General features: G+C 69.6%; 14 protein-coding genes. 5 read left to right on the top strand and 9 right to left on the bottom strand.

What is annotated here, in order from left to right; genetic code table 11:
- Positions 1-73: 73 nt before the first annotated feature.
- The 5 genes from HS104_10595 to HS104_10575 form a co-directional block, all read right to left on the bottom strand.
- Entirely contained in the window at positions 74-1,060 is a 987-nt protein-coding gene (locus tag HS104_10595) for an SUMF1/EgtB/PvdO family nonheme iron enzyme (GenBank protein MBE7480417.1), read from the bottom strand.
- Positions 1,061-1,151: 91 nt separating this feature from the next.
- On the bottom strand, positions 1,152-1,952 hold the full coding sequence (locus HS104_10590; protein MBE7480416.1) for a protein-L-isoaspartate(D-aspartate) O-methyltransferase: 801 nt from the start codon (positions 1,950-1,952) through the stop codon (positions 1,152-1,154).
- Between the two features lie 25 nt (positions 1,953-1,977).
- A complete protein-coding gene (locus HS104_10585) occupies positions 1,978-3,141 on the bottom strand; it encodes a hypothetical protein (GenBank protein MBE7480415.1) in 1,164 nt (387 codons plus the stop codon).
- A 45-nt stretch (positions 3,142-3,186) separates the two neighbouring features.
- Complete coding sequence (locus HS104_10580) at positions 3,187-4,671, bottom strand: L,D-transpeptidase (GenBank protein ID MBE7480414.1); 1,485 nt, start codon at positions 4,669-4,671, stop codon at positions 3,187-3,189.
- 367 nt (positions 4,672-5,038) lie between these two features.
- On the bottom strand, positions 5,039-6,484 hold the full coding sequence (locus HS104_10575) for a VanW family protein (GenBank protein MBE7480413.1): 1,446 nt from the start codon (positions 6,482-6,484) through the stop codon (positions 5,039-5,041).
- A gap of 128 nt (positions 6,485-6,612) precedes the next feature.
- Here HS104_10575 and thiS point away from each other — a divergent pair, with 128 nt between their 5' ends.
- The 4 genes from thiS to HS104_10555 all read left to right on the top strand — a co-directional run bounded on the left by thiS (position 6,613) and on the right by HS104_10555 (position 10,483).
- Positions 6,613-6,813, top strand: a complete 201-nt coding sequence (gene thiS / locus HS104_10570) for a sulfur carrier protein ThiS (GenBank protein MBE7480412.1) — start codon at positions 6,613-6,615, stop codon at positions 6,811-6,813.
- Positions 6,814-7,101: 288 nt separating this feature from the next.
- Complete coding sequence (locus tag HS104_10565; GenBank protein ID MBE7480411.1) at positions 7,102-8,622, top strand: serine/threonine protein kinase; 1,521 nt, start codon at positions 7,102-7,104, stop codon at positions 8,620-8,622.
- On the top strand, positions 8,619-9,476 hold the full coding sequence (locus tag HS104_10560) for a hypothetical protein (GenBank protein MBE7480410.1): 858 nt from the start codon (positions 8,619-8,621) through the stop codon (positions 9,474-9,476). The genes HS104_10565 and HS104_10560 overlap by 4 nt, the downstream gene beginning before the upstream one ends.
- Positions 9,477-9,478: 2 nt before the next feature.
- Entirely contained in the window at positions 9,479-10,483 is a 1,005-nt protein-coding gene (locus tag HS104_10555) for a hypothetical protein (protein MBE7480409.1), read from the top strand.
- Between the two features lie 201 nt (positions 10,484-10,684).
- Here the strand turns inward: HS104_10555 and HS104_10550 are convergent, their stop codons facing one another.
- Positions 10,685-11,203, bottom strand: a complete 519-nt coding sequence (locus tag HS104_10550) for a gamma carbonic anhydrase family protein (protein MBE7480408.1) — start codon at positions 11,201-11,203, stop codon at positions 10,685-10,687.
- A gap of 5 nt (positions 11,204-11,208) precedes the next feature.
- Positions 11,209-12,660, bottom strand: a complete 1,452-nt coding sequence (gene miaB, locus HS104_10545) for a tRNA (N6-isopentenyl adenosine(37)-C2)-methylthiotransferase MiaB (GenBank protein MBE7480407.1) — start codon at positions 12,658-12,660, stop codon at positions 11,209-11,211.
- Between the two features lie 106 nt (positions 12,661-12,766).
- On the opposite strand from miaB, the gene HS104_10540 reads away from it, so the two are divergent.
- A complete protein-coding gene (locus tag HS104_10540; protein MBE7480406.1) occupies positions 12,767-15,487 on the top strand; it encodes a phosphatidylserine/phosphatidylglycerophosphate/cardiolipin synthase family protein in 2,721 nt (906 codons plus the stop codon).
- Positions 15,488-15,566: 79 nt separating this feature from the next.
- On the opposite strand, the gene HS104_10535 is transcribed toward HS104_10540, so the two are convergent.
- Together HS104_10535 and HS104_10530 are read right to left on the bottom strand one after the other, a co-directional pair.
- Entirely contained in the window at positions 15,567-16,553 is a 987-nt protein-coding gene (locus HS104_10535; GenBank protein MBE7480405.1) for a hypothetical protein, read from the bottom strand.
- 573 nt (positions 16,554-17,126) lie between these two features.
- A complete protein-coding gene (locus HS104_10530) occupies positions 17,127-18,050 on the bottom strand; it encodes a hypothetical protein (protein MBE7480404.1) in 924 nt (307 codons plus the stop codon).
- Positions 18,051-18,260 lie beyond the last annotated feature (210 nt).

Below are 18,260 nucleotides of genomic sequence, written 5' to 3'. Positions count from 1 at the left end.
TACGAGGGGATCCGTGTGATTTCAGACGCTTTGGCTCCGATATCTCCAGTAGATTGTATGCTCGGCCGGCCGCTCAGCCGTGGGCTCCGGCAGACGATCCGGGGGTGTCCGCGCAGCAGCGCACCCCGACCTGGATGTCCTTGTAGTGGTCGTCGTGCTTGGTGGTGGCGGGTCGGCAGCGGTTGCGGGCGGGCATCCACCAGCCGCCCTTGAGTCCGTTCCGGTAGGGGTAGGCGTGGCGCTGGCTCTCGCGCAGCACGGGCTCGTCCATGTTGCCGACCATGTCCTGCACTCCGAAGGGGCTCGCGCACTCCGGGTTGGCCCCGTTCGGCATGCGGTGGTCGGCCAGCACCTGGAAGCGCTTGTTGTTCGGATCGTAGAGTTCCTCCTTCGGCCTGTCCTGGTTGCACTTGGCTTCGCGCTTCCAGCCGTAGGGGTACGGGCGCATCTCCTCGCCCTCGCAAGCGAAGTTCCACTCGTCCTCGGTGCACACGCGTTTGCCGAGGTTTTTGCAGGTATCCTGGGCGATGACGAAGCTGGCGTGGTTCATCGGCAGCTGCTCGCCCGGCTTCGTGTACTCGTGGCGGTCGATGCAGAAGCTCATCTTCACGCGCTCGCCGACGCAGGTGGCCTTGGGCTCGTACTCACCGCAGCGCGCATACGGCAGCGCGGGATCGTCCAGCCACTTGGTGCAGCTATGGCGTACCTCGGTGCAGTACTCGCCTTCCACGGCGACCATCTCGGGGGGACAGGCCCCCCCGTTGGTGGGCACGGCCCCCGGCGGCGTGCCGGGCACCGGGCTGACGCCCCTGTCAGGGGTGGGAACTGCGTTCACGGGCAGTGCGTCACCCGTGACGCTGTTACGGCCGTAGATACGCTCGGAGCGACCGGTCTCGAAGGCTCCCTGGTTGGGGTCAGCGGTGCCCATCGGCCCCACCAGGGCTTGGAACGAGGGCTCCTCAGCCAGCCCGGGGACGCTCGAATTCGCAGTGCTTCCGTTCCCTTTCGAGAGCAGCCCCGCAGCCACCAGAAGGAAGCCCATCAAAACGCGCCGAGTCATGCGACCTCCACCTACATCGTCGCAGCCCCCGAAGATCCGAACCAAGTTCCCGGACATGCTCGCCCGGAGTGCATCCGGCGTGCCGAGCGTTTCAGCGCCCGCCGTCGCCCAAGAACGGCACGAAGCGGACGTCGAGCAGGCGCTCGCGGTCGAAAGCGTTCGGGCCTTTTCCGGCTGCGCGACGTGTCCAGCGCTCGAGCGCCTGCGCTTCGGCGTGGGGCCCGACGGGGATCACCAGGCGGCCGCCCACGGCGAGCTGATCGAGCAACGGTTGCGGCACCTTCTCCGGCGCAGCGGTGACCACGACCACGTCGAAGGGCTCCGCCTCCGGCCAGCCCACGTAGCCGTCGCCGGTTCGGAGTCGAACCCGGTCGTCGTCGTAGCCCAAGGCGCGCAGGGTCTTCTTCGCCTGGTCCGCCAGCTCGGGGAGGTACTCGATGGACCAGGTGCGACGGCAGAGCTCCGCCAGCACCGCCGCCTGGTAGCCGCTGCCGGTGCCGATCTCGAGGCAATTGTCCGTCGGCTTGGGTGCCACGGCCTGGGTCATGAACGCCACGATGAACGGCTGGCTGATGGTCTGCCCACTGCCGATGGGCAGGGGTCGATCCGCGTAGGCCATCCCCTCCACCGCCGCCGGGACGAAGGCGTGGCGTGGGACTCGGCGCATCGCGCCCAACACGCGCTCGTCCGTCACGCCTTCGCCGGCGATGGAGCGCACGAGCGCCTCCCGCTCGGCGACGCGCTCGGAGAACGCAGGATGGGTCGGTCGCGGCGGCGGCGCGGGGACCACCGATGTCGCCGGGGCCTCGGCCAGTGTTGGCGCCGCGCTGGGCGTCGGCTCACGGCGCGCGCAAGCCCAGACCAGGGCCACCAGGACGGGAGCGAGCTTCATCGGCGAGCCAGGGCGGCTGCAGGCTTCATGCCGCTACCCGCTCGGCGAGCTTCTCCCGCAGCCGCTCGGCCAGCTCGGCGTCGCCGGCCTGGGAGGTTTCGTCGGCCATGCGCCCGAGGTCTTCGTCCGGCACGTGCTCGACGATCTCCAGCGTGAGCTCCGCCGCTGCGCGAACGTTGCCGGTCTTGAGCAGCAAACGCACCAATGTCGCGGCCACCTCGACGCGCCGGTCTCCCTGAGCTCGGAGCGCGGACAGCAGGCGCGCGGCGTGCTCGGTGTCGCCGTCGGCCTCCGCCACTGCGGCCTCGGCATAAGGGTCCAGGGCGCCCTGGGTGGAGCGGATCAGATCCCGCGCGGCGGCGGTGTCCCCACTGGCCAAGGCGGCCCAGACCAGGGTCTCGAGGGCGAGCTTGCGCTCGGCGGGATCGCGGCTGGTCCCGAGGGCTGCGTTCGCGAGGGACGCGGCGCGGGGCCCGTTCCCCGCCTCGAGCGCGCGCTGGGCTTCTGCGAGCAGCTCCCTGGCGGTCTCGGCGGGTACGCGGACCGCCGGCGTCTCCTGCATGGCCGCGAAGAAGTTCGAGACGCCGCCCATCGCGAACAGCAGAGCGCCGAGCAGCGAGCCCAGCCGGAACAGCACGATGGCGGTGACGATGCCGAAGATCAGCGAGACCGTCGCGGACAGCTTGCGCCGCTCGGGCCCGAGCGCCGTGGCCAGCACCTGACCGCCGTCGAAGGGCAGCACGGGCAGCAGGTTGATCACGCTCCAGAACACGTTGGCGAAGGCGAGCAGCGCCAGCCCCTCGACCCAGGGGGCCTCTTTTGGCGCAGCACCGAGCAGCTTCGAGAGCACCAAGAGCGCGCCGTAGGCGACGAAGCCCAGGGCGAAGCCCGCGCCGGGCCCCGCCAGCGTGACCAGGATGCGACGCTTCTTGCTCAGCTCATGGGTAGCCGCCCAAGAGGTCAGTCCCCCGAGCATGTGCAAGACGATGCTCGGCGATTGACCGTAGGCCCGCGCCGCGAAGGCGTGCCCCAGCTCGTGCACCATGATCGAGACGAAGATGATCCCGAGCCAGAGCGCGGCATCCGTCCAGGGGCGCCCCGGCCGGAGCCCGATGATGATGGCGAGGATCCAGAAGCCAAGCTGGATCTCGACCGGGAAACCGAAGAGACGAAAGCGCAGGGCGCCCATTGACTGAGCGTGATAGCTCAGCTTGGCGGGGCGGGCGAGGGGCGGTCACTCGTGGACGTACACGGTCGTCCCCTGCCCCATGTCCGGCCCCACGTTGATGCCGTGCCATCCCTCGGGAACCGGGGGGTCTGTCCAGCGAAAGACCAAGCGCGCGTCCACCGGGGCCAGGTTCACGCAGCCGTGGCTCCGGGGGATACCGAACACGTCGTGCCAGTAGGCCCCGTGCAAGGCGTAGCCAGCAGCGAAGTACTGGATCCAGGGGACGTCGCGGAGCTCGAAGTTCTGCGAGCCCCGCCGCACCGTGATGCCGTACTCGGGATCGCGCCCCTTCTTGATGTTGAGCAGGCGCCGCTGGTCGTCCTCGCTGAGCTTCTTGCCGTCCGCCTCCGCCTTCTGGAGCCGCGCGACGGTCGCCGCGGTGTCACCGCTGGCAGCCACGGCGCGATGGATGCTCCCACCCGCCAGCGTCGAGTTCTCCTGGGAGTCCATCGCCGCCGCGATGTGCTTGCTCTGGAGCCGGAACTGCCCCTGCACCGTGGAGAGGGTGGTCTTGGGATCCCCAATGCGGTCGCGCCCGGTCGAGACCAGGGTCGCGTACCAGGCGCGCTTGCCCTCGTAGAGCACGAGCGTCTGCTGCATCAGCGACACGTCGATCCACTTCTCGCCCTTCTCCGCCGCCTCCGGCCAGGCAGCCGGCGGCACCACCACCGCGATGTCTTCGGCGCGGAGCCAGCGCGTCTTGTCCTTGGCGGTCTGGTAGAAGCGCTTGCCGGCCTTGACCCGCACGTTACCGCTCAGCGGCACGATGGCGCGTTTCGGGACCTCCTCGGCGGGCTTCGCGAGGTCCTTGTCCTTGATCAGCTTCCAAGTCGTGACCTCGCTCTTGATCACCCAACAGAACGGCATCTCCACGCCCTTGCCCAGCTCGATGCCGTGGAACGGCGAGCCGGTGTCGGGCTTGACCTTGGTGGTTGGGATCAGGCGGAGGTCCACGGTGAGGCCGAAGTGGCGCTTGAAGCCGGCGTCGTCGCTGTCGAAGGCCCCCACGAAGGAGAGCCCGGTCTTGCGCCGCACTCGGTCGGCGAACACCGCGTACTCCGGGACGTTGAAGCCGGAGACGTTGGGGATGGCGCGCTTGCCCCCCTCGAGCCAGAACGGGATGGGGTCGCTGGCGGTCTTGGCGCCGAACAGCTCGTTGATGCTCAGCTCGGTGCTGGGCCGGAAGCCCGCCGGCGCCTTCAGCCCCGGCGCGGCGATGCCCCGGCGGTCCAGGGGCACGTCGTTGGCGCCCAGGATCACTCCCTGCACCTCGGACTTGTTCGCCTCGTACCAGTCCAGGTGCTCCTTCAGCTGGAACTCGCTCTTCTCCTGCTCGGCGCGGGTCGGGATCCGCAAGTACTGCGGCGCCGTCGCGCGCACGAAGCCGTAGCGATAGGGCAGCGGCTTGTCGAGCTCCGCGCGCACGCTCGCCGCGCGCAGGATCGGCTCGTCCATGTCGATGCTGGCCTCGTCCGTGCAGACGTGGCCCATCGGGTAGACGCGGTACCACTTGCCCTTGCAGCCCTTGCCGGCGACCGGGTCGGCGTCGCGCTTCACGACGCCACCGAGGCGGATGTAGCCGAGCTTGCGCGAGTCGATGTCCGGCAGCTTGTAGACGGTGGTGGCGATCACCGTGGCGCCGAGCTTGGGCGCGTCGTCCGGCGCCTTCGTGTCGAGCTCGCCGTGCTCCACTACCAGCGTCGAGACCGGATTCGGCTCTGCGCTGGTGGAGGCGCTCGGCGCCGGGCCCGCCCGCGCGCTGGGCTTGCAGGCGGCCGCCAGGCCGAGCAGAGCCCCGAAGACGATTGCGGACCGAACGCTCACGAGATCGGCGTTCTTAGCGAGTTTTCGGGGCGGGTCAACCCGTCGGATCGCCCTCGGACGGCCCTTCGCTCACGGGCTCTCCGCCCTTGCCCTTGCCGTCGATCTCGACGTGCTTCGCGCCCTCGGGGAGCTCCGGCAACTCTTCCAGGTTCGCGCCGGGGCCGACCCAGAACACCTCCGGCACCGGCCGGTACTCGCTGTAGTAGTTGCGAAGCTGGCGCACCTCGCCGCCCGGCAGCGTCAGCTTCACGCTGCTGACCACGTCGTAGCCCTTGATGCCCCGCTGGCGCTTGATGGTCTTGCCCTCCTTGACGAAGGGCTTGGTCCAGACCCGGCGGTAGAAGTCGTGGGTGCGCACCACGGCGTAGGTGTGCTCGATCTTGCCCGGGGGATCGCGCCCGAGCAGCTCGACCCGGAGCTTGGTCTTGGTGGGCAAGAAGGCGTGGACGATCAGCGGCGTGTCGTAGGGGTTCCTGAACTTGAGATCGACCTCGCCCCAGACCACTGTCGCATCGAGGCCGAGCGGCGCATACCCGCTCGGGCGGCTGTGGCTGCGCCGCGCCTGGACATCCAGGGCGCCGTAGACCGCCGCGGCGTGCACGGTCGAGGCCACCTGGCAGGTGCCGCCGCCGAGTCCCGGCTCGAGCTCGTCGTCGCGGATCACTGGGGCCATCACGAAGCCACGCTCGTGCGTCCGCGGCCCGACGATCTGGTTGAAGCTCACGCTCTGACCGGGCGCGATCACGAAGCCGTTCAGGTAGCTGGCGGCCTTCGCGATGTTCACCGCGCGCCCTTGGCCCGTGCCACCGAAGTTCGTCTCGAACGCCGAGAGCACCTTGCTCACGTCCACGTTGGCCAGCGAGGCGCTGGTGACCTTGGCCGGGATCGGCTTGGTCGCCAGGGCGAACACCGCCAGGTCGTCGCGCTCGCCCTGGGCGAGCATCTCCAGCGTGCCGTCCACGTCGAGCTCGCGGCCGGCGTTCTCGTCGATGCGCTGATGCAGAGCGAGATCCAGTCGGGCGTCCACCGGCTCCTTCGCGACGTGGGGCGCGACGCGCGAGAACGCCATCTTGGCTCGCTCGGGATCCAAGCTCCAGACCAGCGGCAGGTCGATCTCACCGCGGCGAGACCTGAGCGCGCGGTACAGGCGCTCGCTCGGCTTGCCGCCCTCCGCGTGCTCCCGCACGGCCTTCATGGTCGCCGCCACGTCGAGCTCGATGCCGAGCTCCCCGAACGAGACCGGCAGAGAGCCGCCCTGGTCGGGCAGCGCGAAGTAAGCCTCACGGTCGAGCAGCCGCACGCGGCGGATCTCCAGCCAGTCGCCGAGCGCCACAGCCTCGGGCTGGAGCTCGCCGCCGATGGTGGCCCCGGGCATCGCCCGGCCTGAGGACTGCCAGTCGAAGTACTTCCACGTGACGGTGCCCGTGAGCGCAGCAGCGCTCAGGGCAAGGAACGCAGCGATGGCCAGGTCGCGACGCACGACGAAATGGTAGCGGGCTCCCGTGGCTCTCGGCAAAGTGACCGGGAGCCCGAAGAGACCTTCGACAGCGATTACGCTCGGATGCCGGGGTCGTGTTCCCGGGGGCGGCGCGCTATACCACCCGGGCCATGAAGCTGACGGTCAACGGAGAGGTCCGCGAGGTCCCCGACGGCCTCACGGTGCGGGGGCTGGTCGAGCACCTGGGCCTGACCGAGGGCCCGGTGGCGGTCGAGAAGAACCGCGAGGTCGTGCCGCGCGCCGAGCACGCGAGCGCGGCTCTCGCCGACGGCGACGTGATCGAGATCGTGCACTTCGTGGGCGGCGGCTGACCCCGGGTGGCTCGCGGGTGCACGGAGATTTGCGCCGCGGCGCCACGAACGCCACGACGCCACGGAAGAAAAGAAGAAGCAGATTTTTGTTTTTTTCCTGACCCGGGAGCTGCGCGGCTCGCTGGGCGAACGCGCCTCGGGCCGAGAAACAGAAGAGAAATTTCTGACGTGGCGTCCGTGGCGTCCGTGGCGTCCGTGGCGTATTTCTTCCGCTTTCCCGCAGGCAGCACGGCGCGGCGCGGGCAGCTTCGTGGATAGCCTGGGCCGTCCGTAGTACCCTGCCGGTCGATGGCCCCCGTGAGCTCGCCGGGCCAACCCCTGCAAGTCATCGGACGCTATGCGCTCTTCGACGCGTTGGCGGCGGGCGGCATGGCCACCGTGCACCTGGGGCGGCTGCTCGGCCCGGTGGGGTTCGCGCGCACCGTCGCCATCAAGCGCCTGCACGAGCAGTTCGCCGCCGATCCGGAGTTCGTCACCTCCTTCCTGGACGAGGCCCGGCTGGCGGCCCGCATCCGCCACCCCAACGTGGTCCCGACCCTGGATGTGGTGGCCGACCAGGGGCAGCTCTTCCTGGTCATGGAGTACGTGCAGGGCGAGAGCGTCTCGCGCCTGCTGAAGCTGCTCAAGAAGCGGGACGCGGTGATGCCGCTGCGCATCGCCGTGGCGACCGTGGCCGGCGCGCTCCAGGGCCTGCACGCGGCCCACGAGGCCCGCTCCGAGAAGGGCGAGGCGCTCTGCATAGTGCACCGCGACGTCTCGCCGCAGAACATCCTGCTCGGCGCCGACGGCGTGCCGCGGGTCCTGGACTTCGGCGTGGCCAAGGCGGTGGGGCGCCTGCACACCACCCACAGCGGGGGCCTGAAGGGCAAGCTCGCGTACATGTCGCCGGAGCAGGTGCGGGGCCTGCCCGTCGATCGGCGCTCGGACGTGTTCGCCGCGTCGATCGTGCTCTGGGAGATGCTGACGCACAGCCGGCTCTTCGGCGCCGACAACGAGGCGGCGATGCTCGACTGGGTCCTGACCAAGCCCATCCCGCCGCCGAGCACGCTCGCGCCGGACGTCCTGCCTGATCTAGACGCCGTCGTCCTGAAGGGCCTGGAGCGCGATCCGGAGCGGCGCTGGCAGACGGCGCGGGAAATGGCCCTCGCCCTCGAGGACTGCATCCCTCTGCCCTCCGCGGCTCAGATCAGCGCCTGGGTCGAGGGCGTCGCCAGCGTGACCTTGCACGAGCGCGCGGAGCGGGTCGCCGAGGTCGAGAGCGCGACCAGCGACGCCGGCGACCACAAGAGCGCCGTGCTCGCCGAGCTCCGCGCCAGCGAGCCTGCGACCCGCGCCGACACGCCGGCGTTCGCTTCCTCCCCCTTCGCCTCGGTGCCTCCCGGCGAGGTCCAGACCGGCTCGCGTTCGGCGGCCATCTCCCTCGTCACCAGCACGCCACCTGGGCCCACGCACAGCCGCCTCCTGGTGCCTCTGCTCGCCGCGGTCCTCGGGCTCCTGGTGGTGACGCTCGGCACCGTGCTCTGGATGCTGGGGCGGGCGGAGCCGAGCCCCGCCGCCGCACCGCCCGAGGCGTCGGTCGCCCGGACCGGCGAGCCCGCGGCGCCCGCGAAGCCGACCGCACCCCCGAGCGCCGCGCCCGAAGCTCCGAGCGCGGAGCCCGCTTCCACCCCCGCGGCGCCGAGCGCTTCCCCAGCCCCGCCGCGCGCGACGCAGCGCCCCAAACCGCCCAAGCCGGGCGTCGACTGCAGCGTGCCCTTCGTCCGCGACGACCTGGGTCGGAAGATCTGGAAGAAGGAGTGCCTGGAGTGAGCTCCTCCTCGCCCCGCCGGCTCGCGCTCGCCGGCCTCGCGGTCGCGCTGGCGCTCGGCGCGCGCGACGCCTCCGCGCAGGCCTGGAAGAAGAAGCGCGACGAGTGCATCGCCGCCTCCGAGGACGGGCAGCTCGCCAAGGTGAAAGGGCAGCTCCGCGCGGCACGCGAGAAGCTGCTCGCGTGCGCGGACAAGACCTGCCCCGGCGCCGTCCGCAAGGACTGCGAGGCCGGGCTGACCGAGCTCGAGCGCCTGATCCCCACCGTGGTCTTCGGCGCGAAAGACGGACAAGGCAAGGATCTGGTGGACGTGAAGGTCTCGTTCGACGGCGCGCCCTTGCTGGAACGCCTCGACGGAAAGGCGGTCGAGGTGGACCCCGGTGAGCACACCGTGCTGTTCGAGGCCGAAGGGCTGCCGCCTCACGAGGAGAAGCTCCTGTTCCGGGAGGGCGAAAAGGCCCGCATCGTGGTCGCGACGTTGGCGAAGAAGGAAGCGCCGAAACCCAAGCCCAAGCCCAAGCCCAGAGCGGCGGCCGGCCCGAGCACCGCGACCTGGATCGTCGGGGGCATCGGCGCGGCAGCGCTGGCCGGCGCCGGCGTCGTCGGCTTCGTCGCCCTGCAAGAGCGCTCTTCCCTCTACGACAGCTGCGGTAAAGCGGGCACCTGCTCCCAGGACGAGGTCGACTCCGTCTACCGCCTATACAACGTGTCGTACGTCGCGGCGGGCATCGGCGGAGCGCTCCTCGCCACCAGCGCCGTCATGTACTTCACGACCTCGAAGCCAGCGACGGAGGAGCGCTCATCGGTCACCCTCTCTCCGTGGCCAGGCGGCGCGACGCTCTGGGGGCGGTTCTGAAGATGAAGCGCGCGCTCTGGGCTCTGCCGGCGCTCTTGCTCGCCGGCTGTCCGTCCCTCGACGGCTTCACGGGCAAGCAGGCGGCCGACGGCGGCCCGAGCGGGTCGGGGTATTTGTCGCTCGGCGAAGCGGTGAAGCTCTGCTCCCAGCTCCAGATCTGCCCCAAGCTCGGTGACTCGATCGTCTTCTCGCTGCTGATCCCGCTCCAGGACGTCGCGTTCCCCATCTGCGTCGATCGGCTCACGGGGCCGCTGCCGCCGGGCCGCCCTGGGGTGGCGCAGCAGGCCCAGAGCCTGAGCTGCGCCGCGAAGGCGACCAGCTGCGCGACCGCCGCGGGCTGCTTCCCCTACGAGTCCGTCCAGCCGAGCGACCCGCGCTGCCAGGGGTTCGACGGCGGCACCACCGACGGCGGCACCGCGACCGGCGCCTGCTCGCCGGACGGTAAATCCGTCTACAACTGCCAGTACAACCAGATCGTGCACTGCGATCACCCCTACTTCTACCCGGGCTCGACCTGCCTCGTCGATCCGACCGGCGTGCCGCGCTGCGCGGTCGCCCAGAGCTGCACCGCGACCCAGACCACCTGCTCGGGCAGCGTCGTGCAGTACTGCGGCGCGGTCAGCAACTTCGTTTACGGCGAGGACTGCTCGTTCTGGGGCGCGACCTGCGGCAACGACCAGAGCGCCAACGTCCAGGACTGCATCCTGAACGGCCTCACGCCATTTTGCTCGACCGACGACGTGCAGTGCATCTCGAACCGGCTGCGCACCTGCTCGGGCGGGTTCTTCTCCGAGTACGACTGTCTAGCACTGGGCGGGACCTGCGAGAGCGCTCCCGCTCCGCACTGCGTGTTGGCTGGACCAAAGTGCAAGCATGGCGATCCGAACCTCGACAAGTGCAGCGGCAACCAGCTCCCCGTGTGCCTGGCGGGCCAGCCCAAGACGCTGGACTGCACGAGCTTCGGCCTGACCTGCAAGGCTGGCCCCTACGGCGACTACTGCGGCTGAGGAATTTGCGCCACGACGCAGCGACGCAGCGACGCCACGACAGAAATTTCAGTTCTTCTCTCGGACCCGAGGCACGTTCGCCCTCCGCGAGCGCCCGAGCGGCAGAGCCTTCGGGTCAGAAGAGAAGACGAAGATCTTCTGCTTCTTCTTCTCCTTCGTGGCGTCGTGGCGTCGTGGCGTCGTGGCGCAACTCTTCCGGCGCTACGGCTGCTGCAAGCGGCGGTGCTCGCGGGCGAGCCCGAGGTAGCTCACCGCGCCGTTGATCCCGAGCAGCGCCTCGTCGGCGTTCACCTCGCGGATCACCTTCGCCGGCGCCCCGCGCACCAGGCTCCGGGCCGGGATCTTCATGCGCGGCGGCACCACGCTGCCGGCCGCGATCAGGCAGTCGTCCCCGATCTCGACGTTGTCCAGGATCACGCTGCCCATCCCCACCAGCACTCGGTCGCCGATGCGCGCGCCGTGGATCACCACGTTGTGGCCCACCGTGACGTCCTGCCCGATCTCGGTGTGGCTGATGCCCGTGGTCATGTGGATCATGGTCAGATCCTGCACGTTGGTGCGGGCGCCGATCACGATGCGCCCGCAGTCGCCGCGCAGCACCGCGCCGTACCAGACGTTCACCTCGTCGCCGAGCTCGACCTCGCCGATGACGACGCAGTTGTCGGCCAGAAAGCAGCTCTCCGCGATGCGCGGCGTGAGGTCTTTGTATGCGCGAACCAGGGCCATCAGGTCACCACCGGGAGCAGGCGTTTTTCGGGTTTGGGCCCGAGGGGGCGGAGCGGGGCGGCCCGCGCGGCGTCGAGGAGCTCGCCCGCGAGGGAGTTCTTGAAGGCGCGCACGATGCGCAGGCCCAGGAGCTGCCCGCTGGGATTGTCCTGGCAGCCGAAGTGGACGATCTCGTTGGCCTCGGTGCGACCGGTGTAGCCGGTCTTGCCCGGGCCCACCGCGAGCACCTCTCGAGTCGAGCCGACCAGCGACTCCAGGTGTCGGCGCCGGATGGACTCCGACAGCTCGAACAGCTCCGCCAGGCGCGCGCTCTTCTCCTCTTCCGAGACGTCGTCGTCGAGCTTCTCGGCGGGCGTGAACGGCCGCTCCGAGTACTTGAAGCCGAACAGGCCCACGAAGCCCATCTCGCGCACCAGCTCGAGGGTGCCCTCGAAGTCCTCGCGGCTCTCGCCGGGAAAACCCACGATCACGTCCGTCGAGAGCGTCACGCCGGGCACCGCCGCCCGGAGCGCGGCGACCCGCTCGCGGTACTCGCCCAGCGAATAGCGGCGGATCATGCGCCGGAGCACGCGATCGCTGCCGCTCTGCACCGGCAGGTGGACGTGCCGGACCAGGCAGGAAAGCTCCTGATGCGCCCGGATCAGGCTCATCGTCAGGTGCCGCGGGTGGGGGCTCGCGTAGCGCAGGCGCCGGAGCCCGGGCACCTGCCGCGCGATCTCGCGCACCAGCGAAGCGAACTCGCTCTCGTCTTCACGCGCCGTGGTCGGGTGGGTGTGCGTCCAGGGAAGCTCGCCCGAGCCGGGCGCGGGCCCGAGGGCGCGCGCGGGATCGCGGTAGCTGTTCACGGTCTGTCCGAGCAGCATCACCTCGCGCACGCCAGCGTCCACGAGGCGAGCGACCTCGTCCACGATCTCGTGGCTCGGGCGGTAGCGCTCCGGGCCCCGGGTGTGCGGCACGATGCAGAACGAGCAGCGTTCGTTGCAGCCCTTCATCACCGTCACGTGAGCCGCGGCCCCCACCTGCCCCTTCTCGGCGTCGGCGCGGAGGAAGTGCGGCTCGTCGAGATCGTGCACGGTGCGCACGCGCGGCGGCGCGCCGGCCTCGAGCTCGGCGAGCAGCCCCGGCAGCTCCGGGATGTTGTCCGGGCCGAACACCAGATCGAGCTCCGGAACGCGAGCGAGCAGCTTCTCCCCCTCCTGCTGCGCCACGCAGCCGGCCACGCCCACCACCAGCCCCGGGCGCTCGCGCTTCCACTGGACCAGCCGGCCCACCTCGCTCCTGAGCTTGTGCTCGGCCTTCTCGCGCACGCTGCACGTGTTCACCAGGACCACGTCGGCCTGCTCCGCGCTCGCTGCCTCGACGAGCCCCGCCTTCTTCAGCACCTCGGCCATGCGCACCGAGTCGTGCTCGTTCATCTGGCAGCCGAAGGTGACGAGGGCGAAGCTCCGCACGGGCGGCGGAAGCTAGCATTTCTCCGGCCGGCCGCTCGATGCCCTCGAAATGACAGGAACAATTCCACCTTGTGGGCTTATGTAAGAGCATGTAGGCTACTGTCGTATGAGGCACCTGGGACTCGGGTTCGCGGCACTTCTCCTGACCTTCGCGTCTCTGCAGCTCCCCGGCTGCGCCACCGAGACCGCGAGCGACGCTGGCGACGCCTGCGGCGCGCCGGAGTCGCGCGCGAGCTGCGTGCCGCCCTACCCCGCGGGCAAGGCCGACGCGCCCGATCCGTGCGCGGTCAACGGCTGGTACGACGACGCGAACGACTTCTGCGACGATCCCTACGGCTACTGTAAAGACCCCGATCCCGATTGCGGACCGGATCCCGAGGCCTGCGGCGACACCCCCGAGTCCGAGGGCTTGATCTGGAAGGGCAGCGCGAAGCAAGGCTGCCTGGGCCCCGGCGCCGGCGCCGGCGACGACGTCGAGCTGATCCTGACCGAGCCCTACTGCGACACCTGCACGGACCAGGACAAGGCCGTGCTCAAGGCCCGCTCACCCATGGTCGCGAAGACCGTCGCGCTGATCGACGGCGCGACCAAGTCGGTGGACGTCTCGCAGTTCACCTTCAGCGTGTCCGAGATCGCCGACGCGCTCCTGCGCGCGCACGGCCGCGGCGTGAAGGTCCGCCTGGCCATCGACTCGGCTCAGAACGTGCCCGACTCGAAGGCCACCGCTCTGGCCGGCCAAGGCATCGACGTGCGCTTCGTCGCCGGCAAGCCGAGCGGCCCGGAGGGCGCCGGGATCCTGCACGCCAAGTTCTTGCTCGTGGACGGCAAGACGCTGCTGAACGGCAGCAACAACTACTCGTCCACCGGCACCACCATCAACGAAGAGAACGCCATCCTGCTGCGCGGCAGCGCGGACCACCCGCTGATCCAGGGTTTTTCCTGCCACTTTTCCGCGATCTGGGACAGCGACCACGCCGCCGCCGGCGCCTGCTCGAACCCGGCCGTCGCGTTCACGCCCTCCACCGCGCCGGTGAAGCTCTTGAAGGAGCGCATCAAGGGCGCGAAGAAGAGCGTGGACGTGATCATGCACCACCTGACCTTCACCGATCTGGTGAAGGAGCTCCGCAACGCCGCCCAGCGCGGCGTGCGCGTGCGGGTGCTGCTCAACGCCCCGGAGCGCGCCGCCCACACCGGGACGGTCTGGAACGAGCTCGCCGCCGCCGGCGGTCGCGTGCGCTACAAGCGCGTCAACGAGGCGGCCTACCAGCTCTTGCACCACAAGCTGGTGATCATCGACGGCCGCCAGATGGTGGACGGCTCCGGCAACTGGTCGGGCAGCGCGTTCTTCAACAACTTCGAGAACTACGTGGTGGTCGATCACCCCCGGGTGATGGAGCGCATGCGCGAGCTCTACCACCGGCTCTGGACCTGGTCCTTGACCGCGGAGTCCCTCGACTCGGGCCGGAACGCCGCAGAGCAGCACGTCGAGCAGAGCCACGCCTACTTCGGCAACCTGCACGCGCACTTCCACGCGGAGCAGAACGGCGTCTTGCTCGATGACGGCAAGGCGGAGAAGAAGGACTCGAGCGGCCAGGTCGTCCCGGTCAGCGTGCCGAGCGACGTGGGCGCGGCGGCGCGCGACGCGTTCGAGTACTCCCGCGACGCGGGCCAGCTCGACTTCCAGGCGCTCTCGCCCCATTGCCACGACGACGGCGCCGGCAACGACGGCTCCAACATGAGCGAGGCGGGCTTCGCCGCGCTCCGGGAGGCCGCCCTGGCCACCACCACGCCGAGCTTCGTCGCCCTGGCCGGCATGGAGTGGAGCACCAACAGCCTGGGCAACCACGTGGGCGTGGTCGGCTCCGCCGCCATCGCCAAGACCGAGCGCGGCCGCTTCGATCAGTTCTACGGGAAGTACCTGCCCGAGCGCGAGGCCGCCGGCGACCGCCCGCTGGTGATGCTGAACCACCCCAAGACCTTCAAGACCAGCGAGGACAGCCTGGAGGGCAACTGGGACATGCTCTTCGGCGTCCCCCTCACCGACATCCCGAAGGCCAGCGAGCGCGGCAACAAGTTCAACGACTACGGCATCGACGACTTCGCCCCGCTGAAGGACGTGCGCCCGTCGTGGATCGCGGGCACGGCGCTCCCCGACCCGGCCATCGTGGACAAGACCCTGGCCGCGGTCTGGGCGAGCGCCGCCCCCTACGTGCGCAGCATGGAGGTGACCCTGGGCCGCGGCACCGATCTGGGCGGCGAGGTGCCCGAGAACCCCAGCTTGGTGGAAGACCTCTCGAACCCCGGCAGCATCATTCGCCGCACGCGCCTCGGCGACTTCGACTTCTTCCTGACCCGCGGCTTCCGCATCGCGCCGACGGCGTCGCACGACAACCACTACGCGAACTGGGGGCTCGGCCACACCAGCCGCACCGTGGTCCTGGCCGAGAGCTTGAGCGCCGACACGCTCTTCGACGCCATCGAGCAGCGCGAGGTCTACGCGAGCGAGGATCAGAACCTGAACGTGCGCTTCTTCGTGGCCGATCGCGTGCCCATGGGCGGGCGCACCCAGACGCCGGCCGCGAACCTCGGCGCGCGGGTCTTCGTCGCCGATCCGGACTACTCGGGCCCGTTCAACCTGCGCCTCTTCCACGGCACCCTGGGCGGCAAGGTCGAGCTCGCGAGCGAGCAGAACGGCGTGTCCGGGGGCTGGCAGAGCTTCGACTTGAGCCTCGCCCAGCCCGGCGAGCACTTCTTCTACGTCGAGGTGCTCGAGGTCCAGGCGAATCGCGCGGCCTGGACCGCGCCGATCTGGATCGAGCGGATTTGAAGGGTTGTTCGCGGTGGTGCCGCCGGCTGACAGGCGCGCACTTGCCGACCGCTGTTTCCGCCCGGTCGCCCGGCTCGCGTCAGTACAGAGGTGCAAATCCCAAGAATGCGCCTTGTCCCGCGATCGGGTCGAACGGTGGACCAAAAGGGTTGGGCTGCTTCGCGGGCTCGAAGAACTGCCCCGACACGAACAGGGACCTCGCAACACCCGGTCGAACCGCCGAGTAGTACCACTTGCTGCCGTAGTCTGCGGGACGTTGATCCGAACCCAAGTAGTCACCGTCTGCACCGATGTTGGAGGCGAACATCCCGACGCAGGGTTCCAGGGCGGGTCCCGGGTCGAGATCCCCTACAGCGGCGCACCAGCCGGCCGTCGTCACCGAGTCACTCGCGGCCCACAACGTCCCTGCATCGATCGGCTGAGCCCAAAGGAAGCCGGCGTTGGCATCGAATCCGGAGAGGAACAGCTCCGAGTTGTAGACCGCGACGGAGTGCTCGCCGGGCCCCGGATCGAGATCGACCGGCGCGCTCTCACCGTTTGCGATGGCGAAGCTCTCCAGCAGGTAGATCGTCCCGTTGTCGTCGACCGCGACCTCGCCGGCGGAGCCAAAGTGGTCTCCGCCCCACTCCCGCGACCAGAGCTGCTTCCCGTTCGCGTCGAGTCGCTCGAGCCAGACGTGATTGGCACCGAAGCTGCCGGGAGCGCTCGGATCCGCGACCGTGCCGGAGACGACCAAGCCGCCGTCGGGTGCGAGTGCCGACGCTCCGCCGTAATCATCTCCCGGTCCTCCAAAGGTCGATGCCCACCGAAAGTCACCGTTCGGCGAGAACGCGACGAGTGCGACGTCCTCGCCTCCTTGGGTATCGACCATCCATTCCGACGGGCCTGGATCGAGGTCGGTGGGAACGTGGTAGGTGAACGAGGCCACGACGCCGCCGTCGGGAGTCACCGTGAGGTATCCGCTGAACAAGACCGCTGCCCAATCCCAAGTGTGGGTCCACTGCTCCTGTCCAGCTGCGTCCACCCGCTGGAGATAGACGTCTCCGTTGCCAAGTGTGGTTCCCACCATTCCCAACAGGTACGCCCCACCTTCGGGTTCGGCGACGATGCTCGCAGGACTGAACGAGGCACGAGCTCCCAGCCAGGTTCCGTCCACCGAGAACCATGACACGTACCCGGTCGGTTCGGAGGCGTCGGCTCCAACCATCTGGAACGCGCCTGGGCCTGGATCGAAATCCGTCGTACCCGTGAAGTGACCGCCCACCCACACGCGCTCGGCGCTGACCGCAAGCGCGGTAGCCGTCGTCTCCGCTTCGCCTCCCCAGCTTCGCACCCAACCCTCGGGAGGGATGACTGGCTCGGGCGACTCCTGGCGTGCAACCTGCCCACACGCCGTCGTGGCCAACCCACACACGAGGCTCGCCGCGGCGTACCGTCGCCCACCCCGCCTTTTCCAGCCACCGCCAGCCGGCGTCGGCAGACCCCGTGCGAAGAACCAGCCACCGCCCACGCCAACCAGGATACTACGCGGACAGGTCGGGTGACAGCGCCAGACCCCCTGATGCAGCAGGAAGGCGCGAAGTCAAAATCGTTGCGTCGTTGCGTCGTTGCGTAAATGCCGCCCGGGGCTTTCAGTCGGCTACGGCCGCTTCTGCTTCTCGCTCATCCCCTGCAAGACCAGCCTCGGGCTCGGGCCGTCGAAGCCTTCGCGGGTGAAGAGCAGCCCCCTCCCCTGCTCCATCTGCGCCACGACGGAGCCGGGCCCGTCGATCAGATCTTCGTGGGCGGAGGGGACGCTCTCCCTCTGCATGATCTTGCCGTCGCTGCGGCGGACCACGAACAGGAAGTCGGCCTCCGCCGTGAAGCCGTAACCGGCCACGATGTACTTCTCGTAGACCAGGATGCGGTTGTTGCTGGTGAGCGGCGGCGTGCGCCAGAGCACCTTGCGCGCAAACGGCTCGAACGCGACCAGCGACGAGCACTTGCCGCCGGCCTCTCGCGAGTAGCTCTGGCACGCCTCGTTGAAGTAGACCACGTCGGCGAAGTAGCGCGCGTCTTGCACTTCGAGGTGGGTCTTCTTCGAAAGGTAGGGCGCGAGCGGGACGCGGAAGAGCAGCTTGCCCGCGCAGTCGAAGGCGGCGATCTCGCTGTCGCAGTTCGCCGAGCCGCTGAGCTTGCAGCTCCCGGCGTCGTAGGGATCGCGGTAGAGCGCGAAGTAGCCGTTCGGCGTCGGGTCGAGCAGGAACAGCTCGAGCGTGCCGTTCGCGAGCGGCACGAAGCTCGGCACCGGGGGCCCGACCCAGGTGCGCTGCGCGCGGGCCGAGAGCGCACCGTCGACGTGGCTGCGCAGGCGCCCCGCGAGCTCGAAGCGTTTCTTTCCGGGGACGGCCGGCACGACCAGGCCACCGGCACTCCGCGTGGTGGCCGGCCCGCTCGGGAAGCCACAGGCCGGAGTCGCCGTGCCGGCCGCTGGTGCGACCGCCACGGCGGCCGGCGCGACCTCCGGCGGGGTGGTCGGCTCGACGATGGTGAGCGGCGGGGGTGCCGGCTCGGCCGGCATCATTTGCCGAGGCTCTGGCGGCAGGGGCGGCGGTGAGGTGTCCCGCGGCGCGGGCCGGGCACAGGCAAAAAGGGCCCCGAACGCGAGGCAGACCGGCGCGGCTTTCATGGCCCCTCGAGCATGCCACCACGGTTTCCTGTCGTCATTGACCGGGTGCGGGCCCTTACCTATGTTGCGCGCCGATTTCTGCGCGAGCCGCGCTCGCGCCCGAGG

Source organism: Polyangiaceae bacterium (assembly GCA_015075635.1).
Taxonomy (GTDB): Bacteria; Myxococcota_A; Polyangia; order Polyangiales; family Polyangiaceae; genus JADJKB01.
This window is presented reverse-complemented; position numbering and strand designations above follow the sequence as displayed.

What these genes read in the sequence shown, in the direction of transcription:
- HS104_10595 (MBE7480417.1), bottom strand. Translation starts at nt 1,060, where the DNA reads ATGACTCGGCGCGTTTTGATGGGCTTCCTTCTGGTGGCTGCGGGGCTG.
- HS104_10590 (MBE7480416.1), bottom strand. Translation starts at nt 1,952, where the DNA reads ATGAAGCTCGCTCCCGTCCTGGTGGCCCTGGTCTGGGCTTGCGCGCGC.
- HS104_10585 (MBE7480415.1), bottom strand. Translation starts at nt 3,141, where the DNA reads ATGGGCGCCCTGCGCTTTCGTCTCTTCGGTTTCCCGGTCGAGATCCAG.
- HS104_10580 (MBE7480414.1), bottom strand. Translation starts at nt 4,671, where the DNA reads ATGGGCCACGTCTGCACGGACGAGGCCAGCATCGACATGGACGAGCCG.
- thiS (MBE7480412.1), top strand. Translation starts at nt 6,613, where the DNA reads ATGAAGCTGACGGTCAACGGAGAGGTCCGCGAGGTCCCCGACGGCCTC.
- HS104_10565 (MBE7480411.1), top strand. Translation starts at nt 7,102, where the DNA reads ATGGCCCCCGTGAGCTCGCCGGGCCAACCCCTGCAAGTCATCGGACGC.
- HS104_10555 (MBE7480409.1), top strand. Translation starts at nt 9,479, where the DNA reads ATGAAGCGCGCGCTCTGGGCTCTGCCGGCGCTCTTGCTCGCCGGCTGT.
- HS104_10540 (MBE7480406.1), top strand. Translation starts at nt 12,767, where the DNA reads ATGAGGCACCTGGGACTCGGGTTCGCGGCACTTCTCCTGACCTTCGCG.
- HS104_10530 (MBE7480404.1), bottom strand. Translation starts at nt 18,050, where the DNA reads ATGATGCCGGCCGAGCCGGCACCCCCGCCGCTCACCATCGTCGAGCCG.